We start from the raw sequence: 19,741 nt of genomic DNA, 5'->3' as shown, positions 1-19,741 counted from the left end.
GCAGGCGGGGAGGGCGCGCGCGGCCTCAGTTCCCGCCGCCCCGGGCGACCGCCCGGCCGGCCTTGTCCCAGTTCGAGCGCAGCCTGGCGAGGTAGTCGGCGGCCTGGCTGCCGGGCGTCGCGCCGCGGGCGAAGGCCAGCATGTTGCCGGCGCCCGTGTTGTAGCCGAGCGCGAGGAGTTCGTCCTTGTCGTACGGGCCCGAGGGGTGTGCGGGCAACTGCCGTGCCAGGTCGTGGAGATACCAGGCGGCGGCGCGCACGGCGAGGTCCCGGTCGTCGGGCAGCTCCTCCCACCGGCGGTCTGCGAAGGGCCTGCCCCGCTTGGTCTCGTCGAACGCTGCCCGGTGCATGTTCGCGATCCCGAACGCGGCTCCCGGCTTGTAGCGCTGCCACGCGCGCTCCAGGGCGGGATCGTGCGGTTTGTACGACTCGTTGTAGAGGATCGCCATGAGGAGCCGCGGGCTGACTCCGGCCTCGGCGGCACGGGCGCGGACCTGCGGGGCGTAGTTGGCGGGGTCGTACGCGGCCGGGTCGTACGTGTGCGAGGCGCCGGGCGCGGAGACGGTGGGGCTGCCGGTGCTACCGGGGCTATTGGGGCTGGGGCTGGAGCTCGGCCTCGATGTGGGCGTGGAGTGCGGCGTGGCATCCGGCTTTCCCCCGGCTCCGGTGCCCGCGCCCTTCCCCCCGTCCCCCGAGCGTCCGCACGCCCACGCGACCAGGACCACGAGCAGCAGCGCCGCCCAGAGCCAGGGCCTGCGCCCGCGCTCCCCCGCCACGGCCGGCCGCCTCAGGCCCCGGCCCCGCGCAGGCGCCCGGCCGGGGCCCGGCCGGCACGCTCGGCGAGCCGGCCGACCAGCAGCCGCACCACGGCGACGATGTCGGGGTCGTCCACGAAGTAGACCTGGCGGCGTCCTTCGCGACGGGACCGCACAAGGCCGGCGAGCTTCAGCTTGGTCAGGTGCTGGCTCACCGCGGGCAGTGCGCCGCCGACGCGTTCGGCGAGGCCTGTGACATCGCTCTCACCCTGCGCCAGGGCCCACACGATGTGCAGCCGGGCCGACGACGCGAGGAGTCCGAACGCGCCCGCCGCCTCCGCGATGACCTCGGCCGGCGGGTCGTCGAAGGCGGGCCGGTCATCGAAGTCGCGTACGCGCGTCACCACCGTCGTCGTCCTCTTCCACTTCCGCTTCGGCTCCACCGGGCCCGGGAGGAACCCCAGTCTAGGTGGGCACTGTGACGCCCGTAACGCCGCCGGGGCCCGAGTTTACGCGGTGGACGCGGGGTGGCTACGGTGCTCGTGATGTCCCGCAGCCACCTTCCGGCGCAGCGACCCGTCACCCCTCGGGGGGACCATGCCGCGCCGTCACCCGAACCCTCGTCCGTGCCGGCCGCACCCCCGCTGGAGAAGCCACCGGCACGCGCGGCGGACACGGAGAAACCGGCGAAGCAGCGGGACGCGTTCTTCGACAACGCGAAGTACCTGGCGATCGTGCTGGTCGCGATGGGGCACGCCTGGGAGCCGCTGCGCGGCGACAGCCGGGCCGCGGCCGCGCTCTACGTCACCGTCTACACCTTCCACATGCCGGCGTTCATCGTCATCTCCGGCTACTTCTCGCGCAGTTTCGACGCGAGCCCGGCACGGCTGAAGCGCCTGGTGACGGGGGTCGCCGTGCCGTACGTGATCTTCGAGGTCGCGTACACGTTCTTCAAGCGGTGGGCGAACGACGACCCGACGTACCCGATCAGTCTCCTCGACCCCTGGTACCTGACCTGGTTCCTGATCGCGCTGTTCGTCTGGCGGCTCACCACCCCGCTGTGGAAGGTCGTCCGGTGGCCCGTGCCGCTCGCCCTGGCCATCGCGGCGCTCGCCTCCGTCTCCCCCGACATCGGCGACGACCTCGACCTGCAGCGCGTCCTGCAGTTCCTCCCCTTCTTCGTCCTCGGACTCGTCCTCAAGCCCGAGCACTTCCAGCTCGTGCGCCGGCGCGAGGCCCGTCTCCTGGCCGTCCCGGTCTTCGCGGCCGCGCTCCTCTTCGCGTACTGGGCGGCGCCGCGCATGAACGCCGCCTGGTTCTACCGGCGCGACAGCGCGCAGGAGTTGGGCGCCCCCGGCTGGTCCGGGGCCGTCATGACGCTCGCCATGTTCGGCTGCTCGGTCGTCCTCGTCGCCTGCTTCTTCGCCTGGGTGCCCCGGCGCAGGATGTGGTTCACCGCGCTCGGCGCCGGCACCCTGTACGGCTATCTGCTGCACGGCTTCGTCGCCAAGGGCTCCCGCTTCTGGAACTGGTACGACCTCGACTGGCTGCACACGCCGCTCGGCGAGGTCACGGTCACGCTGGCCGCGGCCGCCCTCATCACCGGTCTGTGCACACCACCGGTCCAGCGGATGTTCCGCTTCGCGATGGAGCCCAAGATGGAGTGGGCGTTCAAACGGGACGCCGCAGCGATCGCCGGCGGCTCTTCCGTACGGCGAAGCTGATCCCACACTGATCGACCACTGATCGACCACTGATCGCGCACTGATCGCGCACTGATCGCGCTCGGGGCTACGCGGATGCTGGCAACGGAGGCCATGCGGCTTAAGCTCGTCTCCGGGCAACGCCGCACGCGGTTGCCCCTTGTTGCCCGGCAGACTGAGAGAGAAGAGTGAGCAGGGTGTTTTCGCAGGTCATCGGCATGACCAGGACTGCGGGGTAGCGGCCGGTGCACATCGTCATCATGGGGTGCGGCCGGGTGGGCTCCGCCCTGGCCCAGACCCTTGAGCAACAGGGGCACACGGTCGCGGTCATCGACCAGGACCCCACGGCGTTCCGGCGCCTGGGTTCCGGGTTCGGCGGCCGCCGCGTCACCGGGGTCGGCTTCGACCAGGACACCCTGCGCGAGGCGGGGATCGAGGAGGCCGGCGCGTTCGCCGCGGTCTCCAGCGGTGACAACTCGAACATCATCGCCGCCCGCGTGGCCCGCGAGATGTTCGGCATCGAGAACGTCGCGGCCCGTATCTACGACCCGCGCCGCGCCGAGGTCTACCAGCGCCTGGGCATCCCGACCGTCGCGACCGTGCGGTGGACCGCGGACCAGATGCTGCGCAGGCTTCTGCCGTCCGGCGCGGAGCCGCTGTGGCGCGACCCCACCGGGGGCGTCCAGCTCGCCGAGGTGCACGCCTCGGTGGCCTGGGTGGGCCACAAGATCAGCCGGCTCCAGGAGGAGACCGGCGTCCGCGTCGCGTTCGTGACCCGGCTCGGCGAGGCGATCCTGCCCACGTCGCAGACGGTCCTGCAGGAAGGCGACCTGGTGCACGTGATGATGCGCACCGACGACGTCGAGAAGGTCGAAGCGGCGTTCGCCGAGGGTCCTGAAGTGGAGGGCGGTCACTGATGAGGGTCGCCATTGCCGGAGCGGGCGCGGTGGGCAGGTCCATCGCCGGTGAGCTCCTGGAGAACGGGCACGAGGTCCTTCTCATCGACAAGGCGCCGACCGCCATCTCGGTCGAGCGCGTCCCGCAGGCGGAGTGGCTGCTCGCCGACGCCTGCGAGATCACGTCCCTGGACGAGGCGGCGCTGCAGCGCTGCAACGTGGTCATCGCGGCCACGGGCGACGACAAGGTCAACCTGGTCGTCTCGCTCCTCGCGAAGACCGAGTACGGGGTCCCGCGGGTCGTCGCCCGCGTCAACAACCCCAAGAACGAATGGCTGTTCAACGAGTCGTGGGGTGTCGACGTGGCCGTGTCCACGCCGCGTCTGATGTCCGCGCTCGTCGAGGAGGCGGTGAGCGTGGGCGACCTGGTCCGCCTGCTGCGCTTCAGCCACGGCGACGCGAACCTGGTGGAGCTGACGCTGCCGCCCGAGTCGGCCCTGGCCGGCACGCGCGTGGGCGACGTCCACTGGCCGGAGGACACGTCCCTGGTGACGATCATCCGCGGCACCCGCGTCCTGGCCCCCTCCCAGGAGGACTCCCTGGAGGCGGGCGACGAACTCCTCTTCGTGGCCGCCCAGGCCCGCGAGGAACAACTCGAGGACCTGCTCTCGGTACGCCGCGAGGACGTCACGGGTTAAGGGGTTCTTCGTAGGTACGTGAATGGGGCCCCGGAGTTCGTACTCCGGGGCCCCATTCGCGCCCCTAAGGGGCGCGGGGCTGTTACATGTGCGGCTCCGCCGCGTGGGCGCGACAAGCCCCCACCGGCCGTCAGCCGCGAACGAACGTCAAGCCTCCCGGCGATGACGCGCACCCCCCGCTTCCCGACCCGCATCCTTCGCTTCCTGAGCGGCCCGCTCCTCCGCTTCCATCTCCGCGAAGACATCGATCGGCGCGGGCGCCTTCGCCAGGAAGACCCAGGTCAGCCACACGGCAAGCAGGAACGGCGGAATCTTCAGGGCGATCAGAACCCAGCCGAACTTCGTGGTGTCCGCCCACCAGTACATCGGGAAGAGCACCGCGCACTTGGCGAGCAGGATCAGGCCCCAGGCCCAACTGGCCTTCGCGTAGGCCTTCTTGCGGCCGGGGTTACGCGTGCGCCAGGAAAGGTTCTCCTTGAAGATGGGCCCCAGGATGAGCCCGATCAACGGCACCCCGCACAGCGTGGTCACGATGTACGCGACGGCCATGCCCAGCGTGTAGAGCATGCCGGGCAGGTAGAAGTTCTTGGCGTTGCCCGTGATCATCGCGAAAACGACACCGAACGCCACACCGAAGACGCCGCTGAAGGCGTGCTTGACGGTGTCCTTCATGGCCAGGCGGACGACAACGAGCAGCAGGGCCACCGCGAGTGCCGCGATGGCCGAGACGTGCAGGTTCTTGTTGATCGTGAAGATGGTCACGAAGAGGAGGCCGGGAACGACCGTCTCCACCATGCCCCGTACGCCGCCGAAAGCCTCGAAGAGGGCGGCCTCGGTGACAGCCCTCGATTCGGCGTCCTGATCCGTGGCTTCGCGGTCCGTCGGCTTGTCGAGGGACGTCACCGGCTACTCCCGTCCGAGCGGTCTGAGTTCGTACTTCGGGTTGAAGAGCACCCTACGGCCCCGGCTCATCGAGATCCGGCCGGATGCGATCAGCTTGCGCCCCGGCTCGATGCCCACGATGGACCGCCGGCCGAGCCAGACGACGTCCAGAGCCGCGGAGCCGTCGAACAGCTCCGCCTCCAGGGCCGGGACTCCGGCCCGTGGTCGGAGGGTGACCGTGCGCAAGGTACCAGTAACGGTGACTATCTGCCGGTCGTGGCAGTCACCGATGCGGGTACAGCCCGTGGTCTGCGAGTCCTCGCGCAGCTCCTCCGACTCCAGGTCCTCCTGCGAGGTGGACAGCCGGTCGAGCATGCGCCGGAAGCGGCCCGCCGGCTTCTCGGACGACGTCTCGGAACGAGGTGCAGCACTCATATATGAAGCGTACCGGGGGTCGCCGACAACGTATGAGCGGGTCAGCGCTCGATACGGAAGCCACCCCGGGCTCCGCGAGCCGCTCCGCGGGTCAGCGCTCGAAGCGGTACCCCATCCCGGGCTCCGTGATGAAGTGCCGCGGGTGTGACGGGTCCGTCTCCAGTTTGCGGCGGAGCTGGGCCATGTAGACGCGCAGGTAGTTGGTCTCGGTGCCGTACGAGGGGCCCCAGACCTCCTGGAGGAGCTGCTTCTGGCTGACCAGGCGGCCCGTGTTGCGGACCAGGACCTCCAGGAGGTGCCACTCGGTGGGGGTGAGGCGGATGTCACGGCCGTCCCGGTTGACCTTCTTCGCGGCCAGGTCGACGGTGAAGCCCTCCGTCTCGACGATGCCTTCGTCCTCGCCGCCGCCGGTGGGCTCGGCCCGGCGGACCGCGGCGCGCAGGCGGGCCAGGAGCTCGTCCATGCCGAACGGCTTGGTGACGTAGTCGTCGGCGCCGGCGTCGAGCGCCTCGACCTTCTCGTCGGAGGAGTGCCGCGCGGACAGGACGAGGATCGGTACGCGGGTCCAGCCGCGCAGCCCCTTGATCACCTCGACGCCGTCCATGTCGGGCAGGCCCAGGTCGAGCACGACCACGTCCGGGTGGAACGCGGCGGCGAGCTGGAGCGCGCCCGCCCCGTCGGCCGCGGCCTCCACCTCGTACTTGCGCGCCTTCAGGTTGATGACGAGGGCGCGCACGATCTGCGGCTCGTCGTCGACCACGAGCACCCGGGTCATGCGTACCTGCCTCTCTGAGCAAGGGAAGAAGTGGTGGGGCCGGCCTGTGGGCGGCCGGTCGCGGCGGTGAGGGTGAGGACCATGGTCAGGCCCCCGCCGGGGGTGTCCTCCGCGGTGAGGGTGCCGTTCATCGCCTCGACGAAGCCGCGCGCGACGGCGAGGCCGAGGCCCACGCCCGCGCCCCGCGGTGCGTCACCGTAGCGCTGGAACGGGGCGAAGATGCGGTCCTTCGCGGTGTCGGGGACGCCGGGCCCGCGGTCGACGACGCGTACCTCGACGCGGTCGCCGAGGGTGCTGGCGGAGACCAATACGACGCTGTCGGGCTCGTCCTCGGGGCTGTACTTGACCGCGTTCTCGACGATGTTGGCGACCGCGCGCTCCAAGAGCCCCTTGTCCACGGTGACCATGGGCAGGCTCTCCGGGATGTCGAGGTCGACGCTGCCGTCGGGGACGCCGACGAGCGCCATCGGGACCACCTCATCGAGGTCGATCTCGCGCATCAGCGGGGTGACGGTGCCGGTCTGGAGGCGGGACATGTCGAGGAGGTTGCCGACTAGGTGGTCGAGGCGGTCGGCGCCCTCCTCGATGCCTGCGAGGAGTTCCGCCTGGTCTTCCGCGGACCAGGCGATGTCGTCGGAGCGCAGGGAGGAGACGGAGGCCTTGATGCCGGCGAGCGGGGTGCGCAGGTCGTGGCTGACGGCGGCGAGCAGGGCGGTGCGGATGCGGTTGCCCTCGGCGAGGGCGCGGGCCTGGTCGGCCTCGGACTGGAGGCGCTGGCGGTCGAGGACGACGGCGGCCTGTGCCGCGAAGGCGGCGAGGACGCGGCGGTCCTCGGCGGGCAGGACCCGGCCCGACAGGGCGAGCGCCATGTGGTCGCCGACCGGCATGTCGACGTCCGCGTCCTCGGGGCGCTCCAGGGGGTGCGGGCCGACGCTGGCGGCGCGGGTCCACGGGTCGACGTCGCTCTCGCGCTCCAGGAGGGCGACGGAGTCCATGGCGAAGGTCTCGCGGACCCGTTCGAGCAGGGCGTCCAGGCTGCTCTCGCCGCGCAGGACGCTGCCGGCGAGGAAGGAGAGGATCTCGGACTCGGCGCGCAGCCGGGCGGCCTGATGGGTGCGTCTGGCCGCGAGGTCGACGACGGAGGCCACCGACACCGCGACCCCTACGAAGATCACGATGGCGACGATGTTCTTCGGGTCCGCGATGGTGAACAGGTGCAGCGGTGGCGTGAAGTAGTAGTTCAGGAGGAGCGAGCCGACGGCGCACGACGCCAGGGCCGGGACGAGGCCGCCGACGAGGGCTGCGGCCACGGTGACCGACAGGACGAGCAGCATGTCGTTGGCGAGGCCCAGGTCGGTGCTGATGTGGGTGAGGATCAGGGAGAGCAGCACGGGGCCGCCGACGCCGATGAGCCAGCCCCAGATGATCCGGGAGCGGCCGAGGCGGGCGCCCCGGGCGACGGGCAGGCCGCGGCCCTTGGCGACCTCCTCGTGCGTGACGATGTGGACGTCGAGGTCGGGGCCGGACTCGCGGGCCACGGTCATGCCGACGCCGGGCCCGAAGACGTACTGCCAGGTCCTGCGGCGTGAGGAGCCGAGGACGATCTGGGTGGCGTTGACGCCGCGGGCGAACTCCAGGAGCGCGGCCGGTATGTCGTCGCCTATGACGTGGTGGAAGGTGCCGCCCAGGTCCTCGACGAGGGTGCGCTGGAGAGCGAGCTCCTTGGGGGACGCGGCGGTGAGGCCGTCGCTGCGGGCGATGTAGACGGCGAGGATCTCGCTGCCCGAGCCCTTGGCGGCCATCCGCGCGGCGCGCCGGACCAGGGTGCGGCCCTCGGGGCCGCCGGTCAGTCCGACGACGATGCGCTCGCGGGCCTGCCAGGTGGAGCGGATGTTGTGTTCGCCCCGGTACTGCTGGAGGTATTCGTCGACGCGGTCGGCGACCCACAGGAGGGCGAGTTCGCGCAGGGCGGTGAGGTTGCCGGGGCGGAAGTAGTTGGAGAGGGAGGCGTCGATCCGGTCGGGTTTGTAGATGTTGCCGTGCGCCATGCGGCGGCGCAGCGCCTCCGGCGACATGTCGACCAGCTCGATCTGGTCGGCGCGGCGCACGACCTCGTCGGGGACGGTCTCGCGCTGGCGGACGCCGGTGATGGATTCGACGACGTCACCGAGTGATTCCAGGTGCTGGATGTTGACGGTCGAGACGACGTCGACACCGGCGGCGAGCAGTTCCTCGACGTCCTGCCAGCGCTTGGCGTTGCGCGAACCGGGCACGTTCGTGTGGGCGAGTTCGTCCACCAGGGCGACTTCGGGGCGGCGGGCGAGGACGGCGTCGACGTCCATCTCGGTGAAGACGGCGCCGCGGTAGGTGAGCTCCTTGCGGGGGATCTGTTCGAGGCCGTGGAGCATCACCTCCGTACGGGGCCTGCCGTGGTGCTCGACGAAGCCGACGGCGCAGTCCGTGCCCCGTTCGATACGGCGGTGGCCCTCGGACAGCATCGCGTAGGTCTTCCCGACACCCGGTGCCGCACCGAGGTAGATCCGAAGCTTGCCGCGTCCCATGGCCCCATTGTCTTCCCGCTACACGTGTTGTACGCAGCGTCGACCCTACGGCCACCAATTGCGGCAAATGGGGTGAGGGTGCAGTGGACCGGCGTCTTTGACGCAACCCTGATGCGGGGCGGGCCGTGCCGACGGCCGTCCGGGGCTGCCGCGCGGTGGCCCGCGTCAGCGCTCGCCGGGCTCGGTGATCTCCGTGATCTCGCCGTCGCGCAGTTCGAGCACGCGGTCGGCGAGGCCGAGGAGCGTCGCGTCGTGGGTGGCGACGAGCGCGGTGACGTGTTCGCTGCGGACGACGGCGCGCAGCAGCTCCATGACGGCGAGGCCCGTCTCGGCGTCGAGCTGGCCCGTGGGCTCGTCGGCGATGAGGAGGGCGGGCCGGTTGGCCAGCGCGCGGGCGATGGCGACGCGCTGCTGCTGGCCTCCGGACAGCTCGCCTGGGCGCTGTTCGGCGTGGTCGGCGAGCCCGACTAGGGCGAGGAGCAGCTCGACGCGTTCCTCGCGTTCGCGGGGGTCGGCCTTGCGCAGCCGCATCGGCACCCCGACGTTCTCGGCGGCGGACAGGATCGGGATGAGGCCGAAGGACTGGAAGATGAAGCCGATGCGGTCCCGGCGCAGTTCGAGGAGGCCGTTCTCGCCGAGGCCCGACAGGTCCTGGCCGTCGACGGCGATGCGGCCGCCGTCCGGCTCGTCGAGTCCTCCGACGAGGTTCAGGAGGGTCGTCTTGCCGGATCCGGAGCGGCCCTTGAGGGCGACGAGTTCACCGCGCGGCACCTCGAAGGAGACACCGCGCAGGGCGTGCACCGCCGCCGCGCCCGTGCCGTAGGAACGGCGCAGGTCCCGGGCGACGACCATGGGTCCGCCGCCGTCCTGGTCGAGGACGGCGGTCCCCGCTTCCGTGCTCTCGCTCATGCGTACTCCCCCGTACGTTCCCCGGCCGGGCGCCAGTATGGTCACGCGGCGACCGGCCGGGCAATGGTCCGGATCAGTTCGGGTTCTCGGCGTGGGTCAGGGTCTCCCAGGCGACGAACAGGTTGTTGGATCCCGCCGGGCGGCTCCGCTCGGTGAGCTTCTGGGTGTTCGTCATGCCGTTCCCCAGGCGGGTGTGCATCGCGTTGTAGCCGACCTCGGTGACGGGGCCGAGGCCGCGTGTGAGGGTTCCGCCGCACAGCCAGCTCGGCGGGGCCTCCCCGAGCTCGTACCTGGCCTGGAAGCCGAGGGCCTGCTGGAGCCGCTGTCCGATGTCGGTGCCGTACAGGTCCTGTCCCTGGATGCGGCTGGTCTCGGCGATGTGGGAGATCGCGGAGATGCCGTATCCGGTGTGGGTGAAGTCGCGGCAGGTCTCCTGGGTCAACCCCGTCACGAAGGTTGACTGACCTTGCCAATACTTGACGATCTTGTCCTTGGTGTCGAGGTTCTGGCTCGGCACCGTCCTGGGCAGCGCGCCGTCCGAGGACAGGTACACATACGCGGCCGCGCGCGTCCGGAACCTCGCCATCGCCTTGTCGTACGACGCCTTGTCCTCCAGGAAGACGGAGATCCCGACGGCGGCCTCCATCATCGACAGCTCCCAGTTGCCGTTGGAGTTCGAGCCGTTGATGACCTCGGGCAGGTAGACATCGCGGAGCATCGTTTTGAAGCGACCCTCGTTCGCCCAGCCGCCGCTGTACGTGTACGTGATGATCTCGGCGGCCCTGGGCCAGGAGGAGCCGGCCCAGCCGGTCTGGAGGGGCGCGTTGCTGTTGGTGTGGTCCTTGATGGTGGCCGACCAGGCGTCCATCAGCTCGATGGACTTCTTCGCGTAGCGCTCGTCGCGCGTGAGGTACCAGGCGAGGGCGTCCGTGTACGCGGCGATCGCGTCCTCACGCTCGTCGGTGCAGCCGTAGTTGGGGTTGGAGTACGAGCCGCACTCGACGGTGGCCCGGGGCTTGGGGGTGCGCGTGAGGGAGGCGTACTTGCTCGCCAGCATCTGGTCGTAGGCGCTCTTCCAGGGCTGGGCGCCGGCGTCGACCTTGGCGCGGGCGAAGTCGAGTTGGCTCCGGGAGACGGTGACGCCGGGGTGGGTGAAGGCGCTGGGCGCGGCGTCGGCGCGGTCGGCGCCCGGCCAGGCGAGGAGGGCGGCGACGAGTGCGGTGACGGTGGTCGCGAGGGTGGCGAGGAGGGGGGTGCGGTGTCTGCGGCGGTGGCGTGCGGGGGCCGGGGTGTTCGGCATGTGGGGGGGTCATCCGTTCTTCTACGTGAACGTGAAGTGCCTTTGTGAACACGGGTGTTGGCCGCAGACCCTAGGTACGGACCAGCCCACCGTCAAGAGGTGCGGACCACGACGGGCCCCCACGCGCCCGCCTCCCCAACTCCCCTGCCCCACAACGCCGATGGGCCGCACACTCCCGGAGGAGTGTGCGGCCCATGCATGGCCGGTGAGGCGCGGGTCAGCGCACCTCGGTGATCTCGGGGCCGCGCGCCAGCTGCCCCATGCCGCCGGCGAAGCGGGAGCCTTCCTGGGGCTCCTGCTGAACGCCCTCGGCCACCATCTGCGCGTCGTCCGGCAGCTTCAGGACGATCGGGTCGCGCGGGGCCATCGGGCCCTCACCACGGACCACGACGGTGTCCCGGAAGATCTGCTCCAGAAGCCCGGCGGCCTGCGGCTGCACCGCGCCCTGCCCGGAGATCACTCCGCGCAGGAACCAGCGGGGGCCGTCGACACCGATGAACCGGACGACCTGGAAGCCACCCGTGCCGTCCGGCAGCTGCACCGGCACCTGGGCCCGCAGCTCCCAGCCGAGCGGACCCTCGACCTCGTCGATGACACCACCCTGCTGGGTGATGCCCGAGGCGATCTCCTCACGGACCTCGCCCCAGATGCCCTCCTTCTTGGGGGCGGCGAAACCCTGCAGCTGCACGGCACTGTCCTGGAGGACCACCGTCGCCGCGACGATCGCGTCACCCGCGACCTCGACCCGCAGCTCCATGCCCTCGACTCCGGGCACGAAGAGTCCGCCCAGGTCCACGCGGCCCTCGCCGGGCTCACGGACCTCGGAGGCGTCCCAGGGGCCGTCGGGACGCGGCTCGGGCTCGAGCCGCACCCGCTGCGGCTCGCCCTCGTCCGCGTCGCTGTCGGCGGCTACGCCGTCGACGACCTGCTCGGCCTCGCCCGCCGCGTCATCGGCGGCGCCGTTCTTCTTGCGACGTCCGAACACGTCACTGTCCTTCCCGGTCGGATACGACCGATGCGTATCGATTCCCACCCTGATGCCCACCCGGGCCAGGCCCCACGGCGGCATGACCACCGGTGGACCCGAAGCCCCCCTCGGCCCGCGCCGAGTCGGGAAGCTCCGCCACCTCCTGGAAGCGCACCTTCTCGACCTGCTGGACGACCAGTTGGGCAATCCGGTCGAAGCGCTCGAACCGCACGCTGTCGCGCGGGTCGAGATTCACCACGATCACCTTGATCTCTCCACGGTACCCGGCATCCACCGTCCCTGGGGCATTCACCAGGGCGACACCGCAGCGGGCCGCGAGGCCGGAGCGCGGGTGCACGAAGGCCGCGTACCCCTCGGGCAGCGCGACCGACACCCCGGTGGGAAGCACGGCACGCTCACCCGGCGCGAGCTCGCACGGCTCGGTGGTCCGCAGATCGGCGCCGGCGTCACCGGGGTGCTCGTACGACGGGAGCGGCACGTCGGGGTCGACGCGCCTGATCAGCACGTCGAGCGGGGCTCGGCTCACGGGTTCACCTCGAAGGCACGGGTGCGCCGGATCTGGTCCGGGTCGCTCATGGCCGCCTGGATCTCCTCCGGCCGGCCGTTGTCGATGAAGTGGTCGACCTTCACCTCGATGAAGAGGGCGTCGGCACGGACGGCGACGGGCCCGTCGGGACCGCCGATCCGGCCGGTGGCCTTCGAATAGATCTTGCGGCCGGCGACGGCGGTGACCTCGGCGTCCAGGTACAGCACGGTGTCCACGGGCACGGGGCGCACGAAGTCCGTCTCGAGGCGGCCGGTCACCGCGATGACGCGCAGCAGCCAGTTCAGGGAGCCGAGCGTCTCGTCGAGCGCGGTCGCGAGGATGCCGCCGTGCGCGAGGCCGGGGGCGCCCTGGTGGGCGGTGCGCACCGTGAACTCGGCGGTGACACGGACGCCGTCCTGGGCGCGCGCCTCGAGATGCAGTCCGTGGGGCTGCTCGCCGCCACAGCCGAAACAGTGTCCGTAATGCGCGCCGAGCAGCTCGCCGGGAGCGGGGGCGTCGGGGTGCCGCACGGGCGCTATGGCGTCGGCGGGGGGCGTCAGAGCTGCAGAAGTACCACTCACAGGCGCAGACCTTACCCGCGCGTCCTGGGAGAAAGCGCACCGTGCCAAGCTTGACCGCATGGAGCTCTCCACCGCACCGTTCGAAGAACGCCTCACCGCCCCCCGCTCGTGGTGGCTCGTCTCCCTCCTGCTGGGCATCGCCTGCGCCCTGATCCTGCTGCCGTTCGGCACGCTTCCGCTGCTCGGAGGGCTCGTCGGCGGTACGGCCGTGGCCGCCGTGGTGACCAGCTCGTACGGCTCGGTACGCATCCGCGTCGTGGCGGACTCGCTGGTGGCCGGGGACGCGAAGATCCCGCTGTCGGCCCTTGGTGACGTGGAGATCCTGGACGCGGAGGGGGCGCGCGCCTGGCGCACGCACAAGGCCGACCCGCGCGCCTTCATGCTGCTGCGCAGCTATGTGCCGACGGCGCTGCGCGTGGACGTCGTCGACCCGCAGGACCCGACTCCGTACGTGTATCTGTCGACGCGGGAGCCGGAGCGGCTGGCGAAGGCGCTGGGGAAGTAGCGCGGCTCAGCTCTCGAGCTCCCCGGGCCTCTCGCCCGGGATCAGCGGGTGCGGGTCGCGGGGGTGCTCCAGGGACGGGAGCTCCGGCAGGGCGTCCCAGGGGACCTGCATCGCGCGCAGGTCCTTGCGGATGCGCTCCGCGAGCTTCTTGGTGTCGCGGCGGTTCATGACCGCGCCGACCGCGGCGCCGACCATGAACGGCATCAGCATCGGCAGGTTGCGCACCATGCGCTTCATGATCTGCTGGCGCATCTCGCGCTTCATCTGGACGCCGAGGGCCGCGTTGATCGTCGACGGTTTACGGATGTCGATGCCGCGCTCCTCGGTCCACGAGGCCAGGTACGTGGCGCTGCGGTCCTTGAGGCCGCCGGGCGGGCGCACTCCGTAGACCTCGTACAGCTCGGCGACGAGCTTCATCTCGATGGCCGCGACGCCGGTGATCTCGGCCGCCATCTCGGCGGGCATCGCGGGAGGTACGGGCATCATCGCGGCGGCGCCGATCCCCGCACCTACGGTGGAGGTGGCGTTGGCCGCGCCCGCGACGAGCTTGTCCGCGAGCTGTTCGGCCGTCAGGCCGGGGAACTGTCTGCGCAGGGTCGCCAGATCGCGCACCGGTACACGCGGCGCGTTCTCGATGATCCGGTCGGCGAGGTAGCCGAGTCCTGCCTTGGCGGCGCTGCCGCTCTTGCGGACGCCGTCCCTGACGGCGGCCACACGGCCCCTGGCGAGCTGCACACGCCCGCCGAGCGGCGTGTGGTCGCCCGCTGTGGGCACGGCGGGCAGGCCGGCGAATCCTGCCGCCGCGAGGTCGCCCGCCACCTCTCGTTCGTCCGCGTCCTCGAGCGAGGCTGCTCCAGTGGGGGAAGAGCCTCGCTCGGCGTCACGCACGCCTTCGGACGGGCCACCGTCCGCATCCCGGTCCTTCCGGGAGCGGCGCTTCCAGGGCGGGGTCGAGCCTGTCACGGCCGACCCGGCCTCAGTCGCAGTCGCGGCAGATCGGCTGGCCGTTCTTCTCGCGGGCCAGCTGGCTCCTGTGGTGCACCAGGAAGCAGCTCATGCAGGTGAACTCGTCCTGCTGCTTGGGCAGGACCCGAACGGCGAGCTCTTCGTTCGAGAGGTCGGCGCCCGGAAGCTCCAGGCCCTCCGCGGCCTCGAACTCGTCGACGTCGACCGACGAGGTCGACTTGTCGTTCCGCCGAGCCTTGAGCTCCTCGATGCTGTCCTCATTGACGTCATCGTCGGTCTTGCGTGGGGTGTCGTAATCCGTTGCCATGTGTCGCTCTCCCCCTCTGGGTGTATGCGGTGTCTCCAGCGCACAACGCGCGGGAGGCCGGACTTTGTGCCCGACCTGAGGCGGAGATTTTGCCTCACATCAAGGTCTGTTACTCAATCGACACCCAACCGGATCCCTCGGTGAGTGATCGGCTTGGATGGCGATCGGGACCGTACACGGTCCGAAGGCCGCACTTCACGGGCGCCACCCCGTGTACTTCCCGTCATCCAGACCCCTGAAAACCCGGATTTTCCAGGCTTTCCGGGGGCTTTTACGATCACGGAGAGTAGATGGCCGGATATTCGCCCTTGTGATCGATCACACACGGTTTCCCCGGGATCAGGTCCCGAAAATTCCGCTAAAAGCGAACTCCCCCGGCCGCGTCGGCGGAAGCATCTCAGATCGGTCGCCGACCCGCATCTCGGATGCGTCAGATCGGCAGGGTGACCCGCATGACGAGCCCACCCCCTTCGCGCGGCTCCGCGATGATACGGCCCCCGTGAGCACGCGCCACCGACCGGGCGATCGACAGACCGAGGCCCACTCCCTTGTCGCTCCCGGTGCGCTCCGTGCGCAGCCGCCGGAACGGTTCGAAGAGGTTGTCGATCTCGTACGCGGGCACCACGGGCCCAGTGTTGGACACCACGAGGACCGCCTGACCGTGCTGGGCCTCCGTGGTGACCTCGACCCAGCCGCCCTCCGGGATGTTGTACCGGACGGCGTTCTGCACGAGGTTCAGGGCGATGCGCTCCAGGAGCACACCGTTGCCCTGGACCACGGCTTCCTTGCGCTCGCCGCGGATCTCGACGCCCTTCGCGTCGGCCTCCGAGCGGGTCTGGTCGATGGCCTGCGAGGCGACCTCGGCGAGGTCGACCGGCTTGCGCTCCACGATCTGGTTGTCGCTGCGGGCGAGCAGGAGCAGGCCCTCCACCAGCTGCTCGCTGCGCTCGTTCGTCGCAAGGAGCGTCTTGCCGAGCTGCTGGAGCTCCACCGGCGCTCCGGGGTCGGAGAGGTGGACCTCAAGGAGGGTGCGGTTGATCGCGAGCGGTGTGCGCAGCTCGTGCGACGCGTTGCCGACGAACCGCTGCTGCGCGGTGAAGGCTCTCTCCAGACGGTCGAGCATGTCGTCGAAGGTGTCCGACAGCTCCTTCAGCTCGTCGTCCGGGCCGTCCAGCTCGATGCGCCGGGACAGGTCCGTGCCGGCCACCCGGCGCGCGGTGCGCGTGATGCGGCCCAGCGGGGACAGGACGCGGCCCGCCATCGCGTACCCGAAGGCGAACGCGATCACGGCGAGGCCGAGCAGGGCGAGGAGCGAGCGGCTGAGGAGGTTGTCGAGGGCGTGCTGACGCACCTGGTTGACGCACTCGCTCAGCGCGGAGTTGATCTGGGTGGTCGTGGGGTGGTCGGGCAGACTCGCGAAGTTGCTGCAGCTCCCACTGCTCACCTGGCCGCCCGTGACGGTGAACGGCAGGTCACTGCCGACATTCAGCGCCTGTGCCGCCAGCAGATAGATGATCGACAGGAGCAGGATGCCCGCGATCAGGAACATGCCGCCGTACAGCAGGGTGAGGCGTATGCGGATCGTCGGGCGCAGCCACGGGTAGGGCGGCTCGACCTTTCTCGGGTCCCAGGTGGGTTTCGGAGGCGCGTCGGGGGGCGCCGGTGTCGAGGCCACAGGAGTCAGATCCGGTATCCGGAGCCGGGCACGGTCACGATGACGGCCGGCTCGCCGAGCTTGCGGCGCAGGGTCATGACGGTGACCCGTACGACGTTCGTGAACGGGTCGGTGTTCTCGTCCCAGGCCTTCTCCAGGAGCTGCTCGGCCGAGACGACGGCGCCCTCGCTGCGAAGGAGCACCTCGAGGACGGCGAACTCCTTGGGGGCGAGCTGGATCTCCTTGCCGTCGCGGAACACCTCGCGGCGGTTCGGGTCGAGCTTGATGCCGGCGCGCTCCAGGACGGGCGGCAGGGGCACGCTCGTACGGCGTCCGAGGGCGCGCACGCGGGCCGTCAGCTCGCTGAACGCGAACGGCTTGGGGAGATAGTCGTCCGCGCCGATCTCCAGGCCCTCGACGCGGTCGCTGACGTCACCCGACGCGGTGAGCATCAGGACGCGGGTCGGCATGCCGAGCTCGACGATCTTGCGGCAGACGTCGTCGCCGTGCACGAGCGGGAGGTCCCGGTCGAGGACGACCACGTCGTAGTCGTTCACGCCGATGCGCTCGAGGGCGGCCGCTCCGTCGTACACGACGTCGACGGCCATGGCCTCCCGGCGCAGTCCGGTGGCCACCGCATCGGCGAGCAGCTGCTCGTCCTCGACGACGAGTACGCGCACGTCGCTGTCCTTCCTGTGTGACCTGCGGGCAGGTTCTGAGCACCTTTGAGCAGGTCCGGTCGTGGAGTGTGGCCTCCATCCTGCCCCTTTCGGCCATAAACCGGCTGTAAGGCGGTGAGGCACCCCCGGAACGCGGGATTTTCTCCCCCGGATGAGGTTTCTGCGCAAGGAAGCGCGGGGAGGACGGCTTTACACCCCGCGATCACGCTTTGTATGTGGCGTGCCACGACCCGCTTTGGTGCAGGGCGGTTTGAGACGTGATCGCCCCTTCCGAGGGCACACCCCCGTGCCACCGACCCACGACCCAGGACGAGGGGGCGCAACCATGGACGCATTCACGGCAGGACTTCTGCAGCGCATAAAGGCGACCGAATCCGACCTGAGCCGGGCTCGCGAGACGGGCGACGACTTCCTCGTCGAGATCGAGCAGGACGAGCTGGACGACCTGCATCGACTCGCTGCCGAACACGGAGTGGAGCTCGGCGTCTCGCGCGTCTGACGCAGTACGGAAGGGCCCCGGCGCCTGGTCGATCCAGGCAGGCGCCGGGGCCCTTTCCCATGCCGGGAACCTCGGGTACGTCAGTCGTGCCAGGCCCCGAGCTCCTCCAGGCGGGTCTGGAGCTGCTCGAACAGGCCGGGGGCCGCCGCGATCGTCAGCTCGCCGGACGGCACCTCGCCGGGCCGGCCGCCGGTGAGCGCGCCCGCCTCCCTCGCGATGAGGTCGCCGGCCGCCAGGTCCCAGGGGTTCAGACCGCGCTCGTAGTACGCGTCGAGGCGGCCGAGGGCGACGTCGCAGAGGTCGATGGCCGCCGAGCCGCAGCGCCGGATGTCCCGCACATGGGGAACCAATTCCCGCACCACATCGGCCTGGCGGGCCCTTCGGGCGGCGAGGTAGCCGAAGCCCGTACCGACCAGCGCCTGCTCGAAGGGGGGTGCCACGCGCACGCGTGCCGGGCGGTCGTTCACGTACGCGCCCTCGCCGAGGACGGCTCGGTAGGTCTCGCCGCGCAGGGGGGCCGCGACGACGCCCACCAGGGTCTCGTCGCCCAGGCGGGCGGCGATCGAGACCGACCAGTCGGGGCGTCCGTACAGGTAGTTGACCGTTCCGTCGATGGGGTCGATCACCCAGGTGACGCCGCTGCTGCCGGTGGTGCTCGCGCCCTCCTCGCCGAGCACGCCGTCGTTCGGCCTGCGCTCGGCCAGGAAACCGGTGATCAGCTTCTCGGAGGCGATGTCCATCTCGGTGACGACGTCCACCGCGCTGGTCTTGGTGGCGGCGACGCCGAGGTCGGCGGGGCGGCCGTCGCGCAGGAAGCTTCCGGCGCGGGCGGCGGCCTCCAGGGCGACCTCCAGGAGCTCGGCCTTCAGGGGTTCGGCCTTCAGGTCTGTCACGTCGGGTCCTTACGCGTACGGGCTGTCGGCGCCCGCGGCTGCGGGCTTGGGAGCGCGGGAGGGGCAGCAGCCCACGGGGCACAGGTGGTGGCTCGGGCCGAGCGCGCCCAGGGCGCAGGGTGTCACGGCGCTGCCGCGCTCGGCGGCGGTCCGCTCGACGACGAGGTCGCGGACGGCGGCGGCGAAGCGGGGGTCGGCGCCGACGGTGGCCGAGCGCCGCACGGGCAGTCTGAGTTCGGCGGCCTTGGCCGTGGCCTCGGTGTCGAGGTCGTACAGGACCTCCATGTGGTCGGAGACGAACCCGATGGGCGCCATCACGACGGCGGGCACACCGGCAGCGTGCCGCTCTTCGAGGTGGTCGCAGATGTCGGGCTCCAGCCACGGGATGTGCGGGGCTCCGGAACGCGACTGGTAGACGAGCTGCCACGGGTGGTCGACGCCCGTCTCGTCGCGCACGGCGTCGGCGATGACCTGGGCGACGTCCAGGTGCTCCTTCACGTAGGCCCCGCCGTCACCGTGGTCCTCGACGGGTCCGGAGACATCGGCGGCCGAGGTCGGGATGGAGTGCGTCGTGAACGCGATGTGGGCGCCGTCGCGCACGTCCTCGGGAAGGTCGGCGAGCGACTTCAGGACCCCGTCGATCATGGGACGCACGAAGCCCGGGTGGTTGAAGTAGTGCCGCAGCTTGTCGACGCGCGGCACGTCGAGGCCCTCCGCCTCCAGGGCGGCCAGGGAGTCCGCGAGGTTCTCCCGGTACTGGCGGCAGCCCGAGTACGAGGCGTACGCGCTGGTGGCCAGGACGGCGATGCGCCGGTGGCCGTCGGTGACCATCTCGCGGAGGGTGTCCGTCAGGTACGGCGCCCAGTTCCGGTTGCCCCAGTAGACCGGCAGGTCGAGGCCGTGGTCCGAGAAGTCCTTGCGGAGGGCGTCCAGGAGGGCACGGTTCTGTTCGTTGATGGGGCTGACCCCGCCGAACAGGAAGTAGTGCTGCCCCACCTCCTTGAGCCGCTCCTTGGGGATTCCCCGGCCGCGCGTCACGTTCTCCAGGAACGGGACCACGTCGTCCGGGCCTTCGGGGCCTCCGAACGAGAGCAGCAGCAGGGCGTCGTAGCCGTCGAAGGGCGTGGGATCGAGCGCATCGGACATGTCGTCGATCCTGCCACCCGGCACTGACAGGCGGGAAACGGCCATGCCACCCGGCCCCGCGCCCCGTAAGCTGTCTTGGCCAC

Annotated in this window: 22 protein-coding genes; 5 read left to right on the top strand and 17 right to left on the bottom strand. The window is 70.7% G+C overall.

Annotated elements, in window-relative coordinates:
- Nucleotides 1–25: 25 nt before the first annotated feature.
- Together EOT10_RS00540 and EOT10_RS00535 are read right to left on the bottom strand one after the other, a co-directional pair.
- Nucleotides 26–775, bottom strand: coding sequence for a transglycosylase SLT domain-containing protein (locus tag EOT10_RS00540; protein ID WP_127826004.1), 750 nt, complete (start codon nucleotides 773–775; stop codon nucleotides 26–28).
- Nucleotides 776–786: 11 nt separating this feature from the next.
- Nucleotides 787–1,158 (bottom strand): ArsR/SmtB family transcription factor, encoded by a 372-nt coding sequence (locus EOT10_RS00535; protein WP_127826683.1) that lies wholly within the window; start codon nucleotides 1,156–1,158, stop codon nucleotides 787–789.
- 141 nt (nucleotides 1,159–1,299) lie between these two features.
- Between EOT10_RS00535 and EOT10_RS00530 the strand changes: the two genes are divergently transcribed.
- From EOT10_RS00530 to EOT10_RS00520, 3 genes are all read left to right on the top strand, one after another.
- Nucleotides 1,300–2,478, top strand: a complete 1,179-nt coding sequence (locus EOT10_RS00530; protein ID WP_127826003.1) for an acyltransferase family protein — start codon at nucleotides 1,300–1,302, stop codon at nucleotides 2,476–2,478.
- Between the two features lie 224 nt (nucleotides 2,479–2,702).
- A complete protein-coding gene (locus EOT10_RS00525) occupies nucleotides 2,703–3,374 on the top strand; it encodes a potassium channel family protein (protein WP_127826002.1) in 672 nt (223 codons plus the stop codon).
- Nucleotides 3,374–4,051 carry a potassium channel family protein gene (locus tag EOT10_RS00520; RefSeq protein WP_127826001.1) on the top strand — a complete coding sequence of 226 codons (678 nt, stop codon included), beginning with the start codon at nucleotides 3,374–3,376 and terminating at the stop codon, nucleotides 4,049–4,051. The genes EOT10_RS00525 and EOT10_RS00520 overlap by 1 nt, the downstream gene beginning before the upstream one ends.
- 147 nt (nucleotides 4,052–4,198) lie before the next feature.
- Here EOT10_RS00520 and EOT10_RS00515 read toward each other — a convergent pair whose 3' ends face one another.
- From EOT10_RS00515 to EOT10_RS00475, 9 genes are all read right to left on the bottom strand, one after another.
- A complete protein-coding gene (locus EOT10_RS00515; RefSeq protein WP_127826000.1) occupies nucleotides 4,199–4,954 on the bottom strand; it encodes a DUF3159 domain-containing protein in 756 nt (251 codons plus the stop codon).
- Nucleotides 4,955–4,957: 3 nt separating this feature from the next.
- Complete coding sequence (locus EOT10_RS00510) at nucleotides 4,958–5,368, bottom strand: OB-fold nucleic acid binding domain-containing protein (RefSeq protein WP_127825999.1); 411 nt, start codon at nucleotides 5,366–5,368, stop codon at nucleotides 4,958–4,960.
- Nucleotides 5,369–5,459: 91 nt separating this feature from the next.
- On the bottom strand, nucleotides 5,460–6,143 hold the full coding sequence (locus EOT10_RS00505) for a response regulator (RefSeq protein WP_127825998.1): 684 nt from the start codon (nucleotides 6,141–6,143) through the stop codon (nucleotides 5,460–5,462).
- Entirely contained in the window at nucleotides 6,140–8,704 is a 2,565-nt protein-coding gene (locus EOT10_RS00500) for a sensor histidine kinase (protein WP_127825997.1), read from the bottom strand. Before EOT10_RS00500 ends, EOT10_RS00505 begins: the two co-directional genes overlap by 4 nt.
- Nucleotides 8,705–8,869: 165 nt before the next feature.
- Complete coding sequence (locus EOT10_RS00495; protein WP_127825996.1) at nucleotides 8,870–9,613, bottom strand: ABC transporter ATP-binding protein; 744 nt, start codon at nucleotides 9,611–9,613, stop codon at nucleotides 8,870–8,872.
- Between the two features lie 73 nt (nucleotides 9,614–9,686).
- Nucleotides 9,687–10,913, bottom strand: a complete 1,227-nt coding sequence (locus EOT10_RS00490; RefSeq protein WP_127825995.1) for an alginate lyase family protein — start codon at nucleotides 10,911–10,913, stop codon at nucleotides 9,687–9,689.
- Between the two features lie 217 nt (nucleotides 10,914–11,130).
- Nucleotides 11,131–11,898 (bottom strand): DUF3710 domain-containing protein, encoded by a 768-nt coding sequence (locus tag EOT10_RS00485; protein WP_127825994.1) that lies wholly within the window; start codon nucleotides 11,896–11,898, stop codon nucleotides 11,131–11,133.
- Nucleotide 11,899: 1 nt separating this feature from the next.
- Entirely contained in the window at nucleotides 11,900–12,427 is a 528-nt protein-coding gene (dut, locus tag EOT10_RS00480; RefSeq protein ID WP_127825993.1) for a dUTP diphosphatase, read from the bottom strand.
- Nucleotides 12,424–13,008 (bottom strand): PaaI family thioesterase, encoded by a 585-nt coding sequence (locus EOT10_RS00475; RefSeq protein WP_127825992.1) that lies wholly within the window; start codon nucleotides 13,006–13,008, stop codon nucleotides 12,424–12,426. The genes dut and EOT10_RS00475 overlap by 4 nt, the downstream gene beginning before the upstream one ends.
- A gap of 58 nt (nucleotides 13,009–13,066) precedes the next feature.
- Between EOT10_RS00475 and EOT10_RS00470 the strand changes: the two genes are divergently transcribed.
- Nucleotides 13,067–13,513, top strand: coding sequence for a DUF3093 domain-containing protein (locus EOT10_RS00470; protein WP_127825991.1), 447 nt, complete (start codon nucleotides 13,067–13,069; stop codon nucleotides 13,511–13,513).
- A gap of 6 nt (nucleotides 13,514–13,519) precedes the next feature.
- Here the strand turns inward: EOT10_RS00470 and EOT10_RS00465 are convergent, their stop codons facing one another.
- The 4 genes from EOT10_RS00465 to EOT10_RS00450 form a co-directional block, all read right to left on the bottom strand.
- Entirely contained in the window at nucleotides 13,520–14,476 is a 957-nt protein-coding gene (locus tag EOT10_RS00465; protein WP_127825990.1) for a hypothetical protein, read from the bottom strand.
- 13 nt (nucleotides 14,477–14,489) lie between these two features.
- Nucleotides 14,490–14,786 (bottom strand): DUF4193 domain-containing protein, encoded by a 297-nt coding sequence (locus EOT10_RS00460; RefSeq protein ID WP_030357326.1) that lies wholly within the window; start codon nucleotides 14,784–14,786, stop codon nucleotides 14,490–14,492.
- 430 nt (nucleotides 14,787–15,216) lie between these two features.
- Nucleotides 15,217–16,461, bottom strand: coding sequence for a sensor histidine kinase (locus tag EOT10_RS00455; RefSeq protein WP_127825989.1), 1,245 nt, complete (start codon nucleotides 16,459–16,461; stop codon nucleotides 15,217–15,219).
- 5 nt (nucleotides 16,462–16,466) lie between these two features.
- Nucleotides 16,467–17,120 carry a response regulator transcription factor gene (locus EOT10_RS00450; RefSeq protein ID WP_055544891.1) on the bottom strand — a complete coding sequence of 218 codons (654 nt, stop codon included), beginning with the start codon at nucleotides 17,118–17,120 and terminating at the stop codon, nucleotides 16,467–16,469.
- A gap of 325 nt (nucleotides 17,121–17,445) precedes the next feature.
- On the opposite strand from EOT10_RS00450, the gene EOT10_RS41040 reads away from it, so the two are divergent.
- A complete protein-coding gene (locus EOT10_RS41040; RefSeq protein WP_189490939.1) occupies nucleotides 17,446–17,619 on the top strand; it encodes a hypothetical protein in 174 nt (57 codons plus the stop codon).
- A gap of 80 nt (nucleotides 17,620–17,699) precedes the next feature.
- Here EOT10_RS41040 and EOT10_RS00445 read toward each other — a convergent pair whose 3' ends face one another.
- Entirely contained in the window at nucleotides 17,700–18,512 is an 813-nt protein-coding gene (locus EOT10_RS00445) for an inositol monophosphatase family protein (protein ID WP_127825988.1), read from the bottom strand.
- 9 nt (nucleotides 18,513–18,521) lie between these two features.
- On the bottom strand, nucleotides 18,522–19,658 hold the full coding sequence (locus tag EOT10_RS00440) for a ferrochelatase (RefSeq protein ID WP_127825987.1): 1,137 nt from the start codon (nucleotides 19,656–19,658) through the stop codon (nucleotides 18,522–18,524).
- Nucleotides 19,659–19,741 lie beyond the last annotated feature (83 nt).

It is taken from the genome of Streptomyces antnestii, assembly GCF_004005495.1.
Lineage (GTDB): Bacteria > Actinomycetota > Actinomycetes > Streptomycetales > Streptomycetaceae > Streptomyces > Streptomyces antnestii.
Note: the sequence above shows the minus strand (reverse complement) of the source record. Positions and strands in the feature narration are given on the sequence as shown.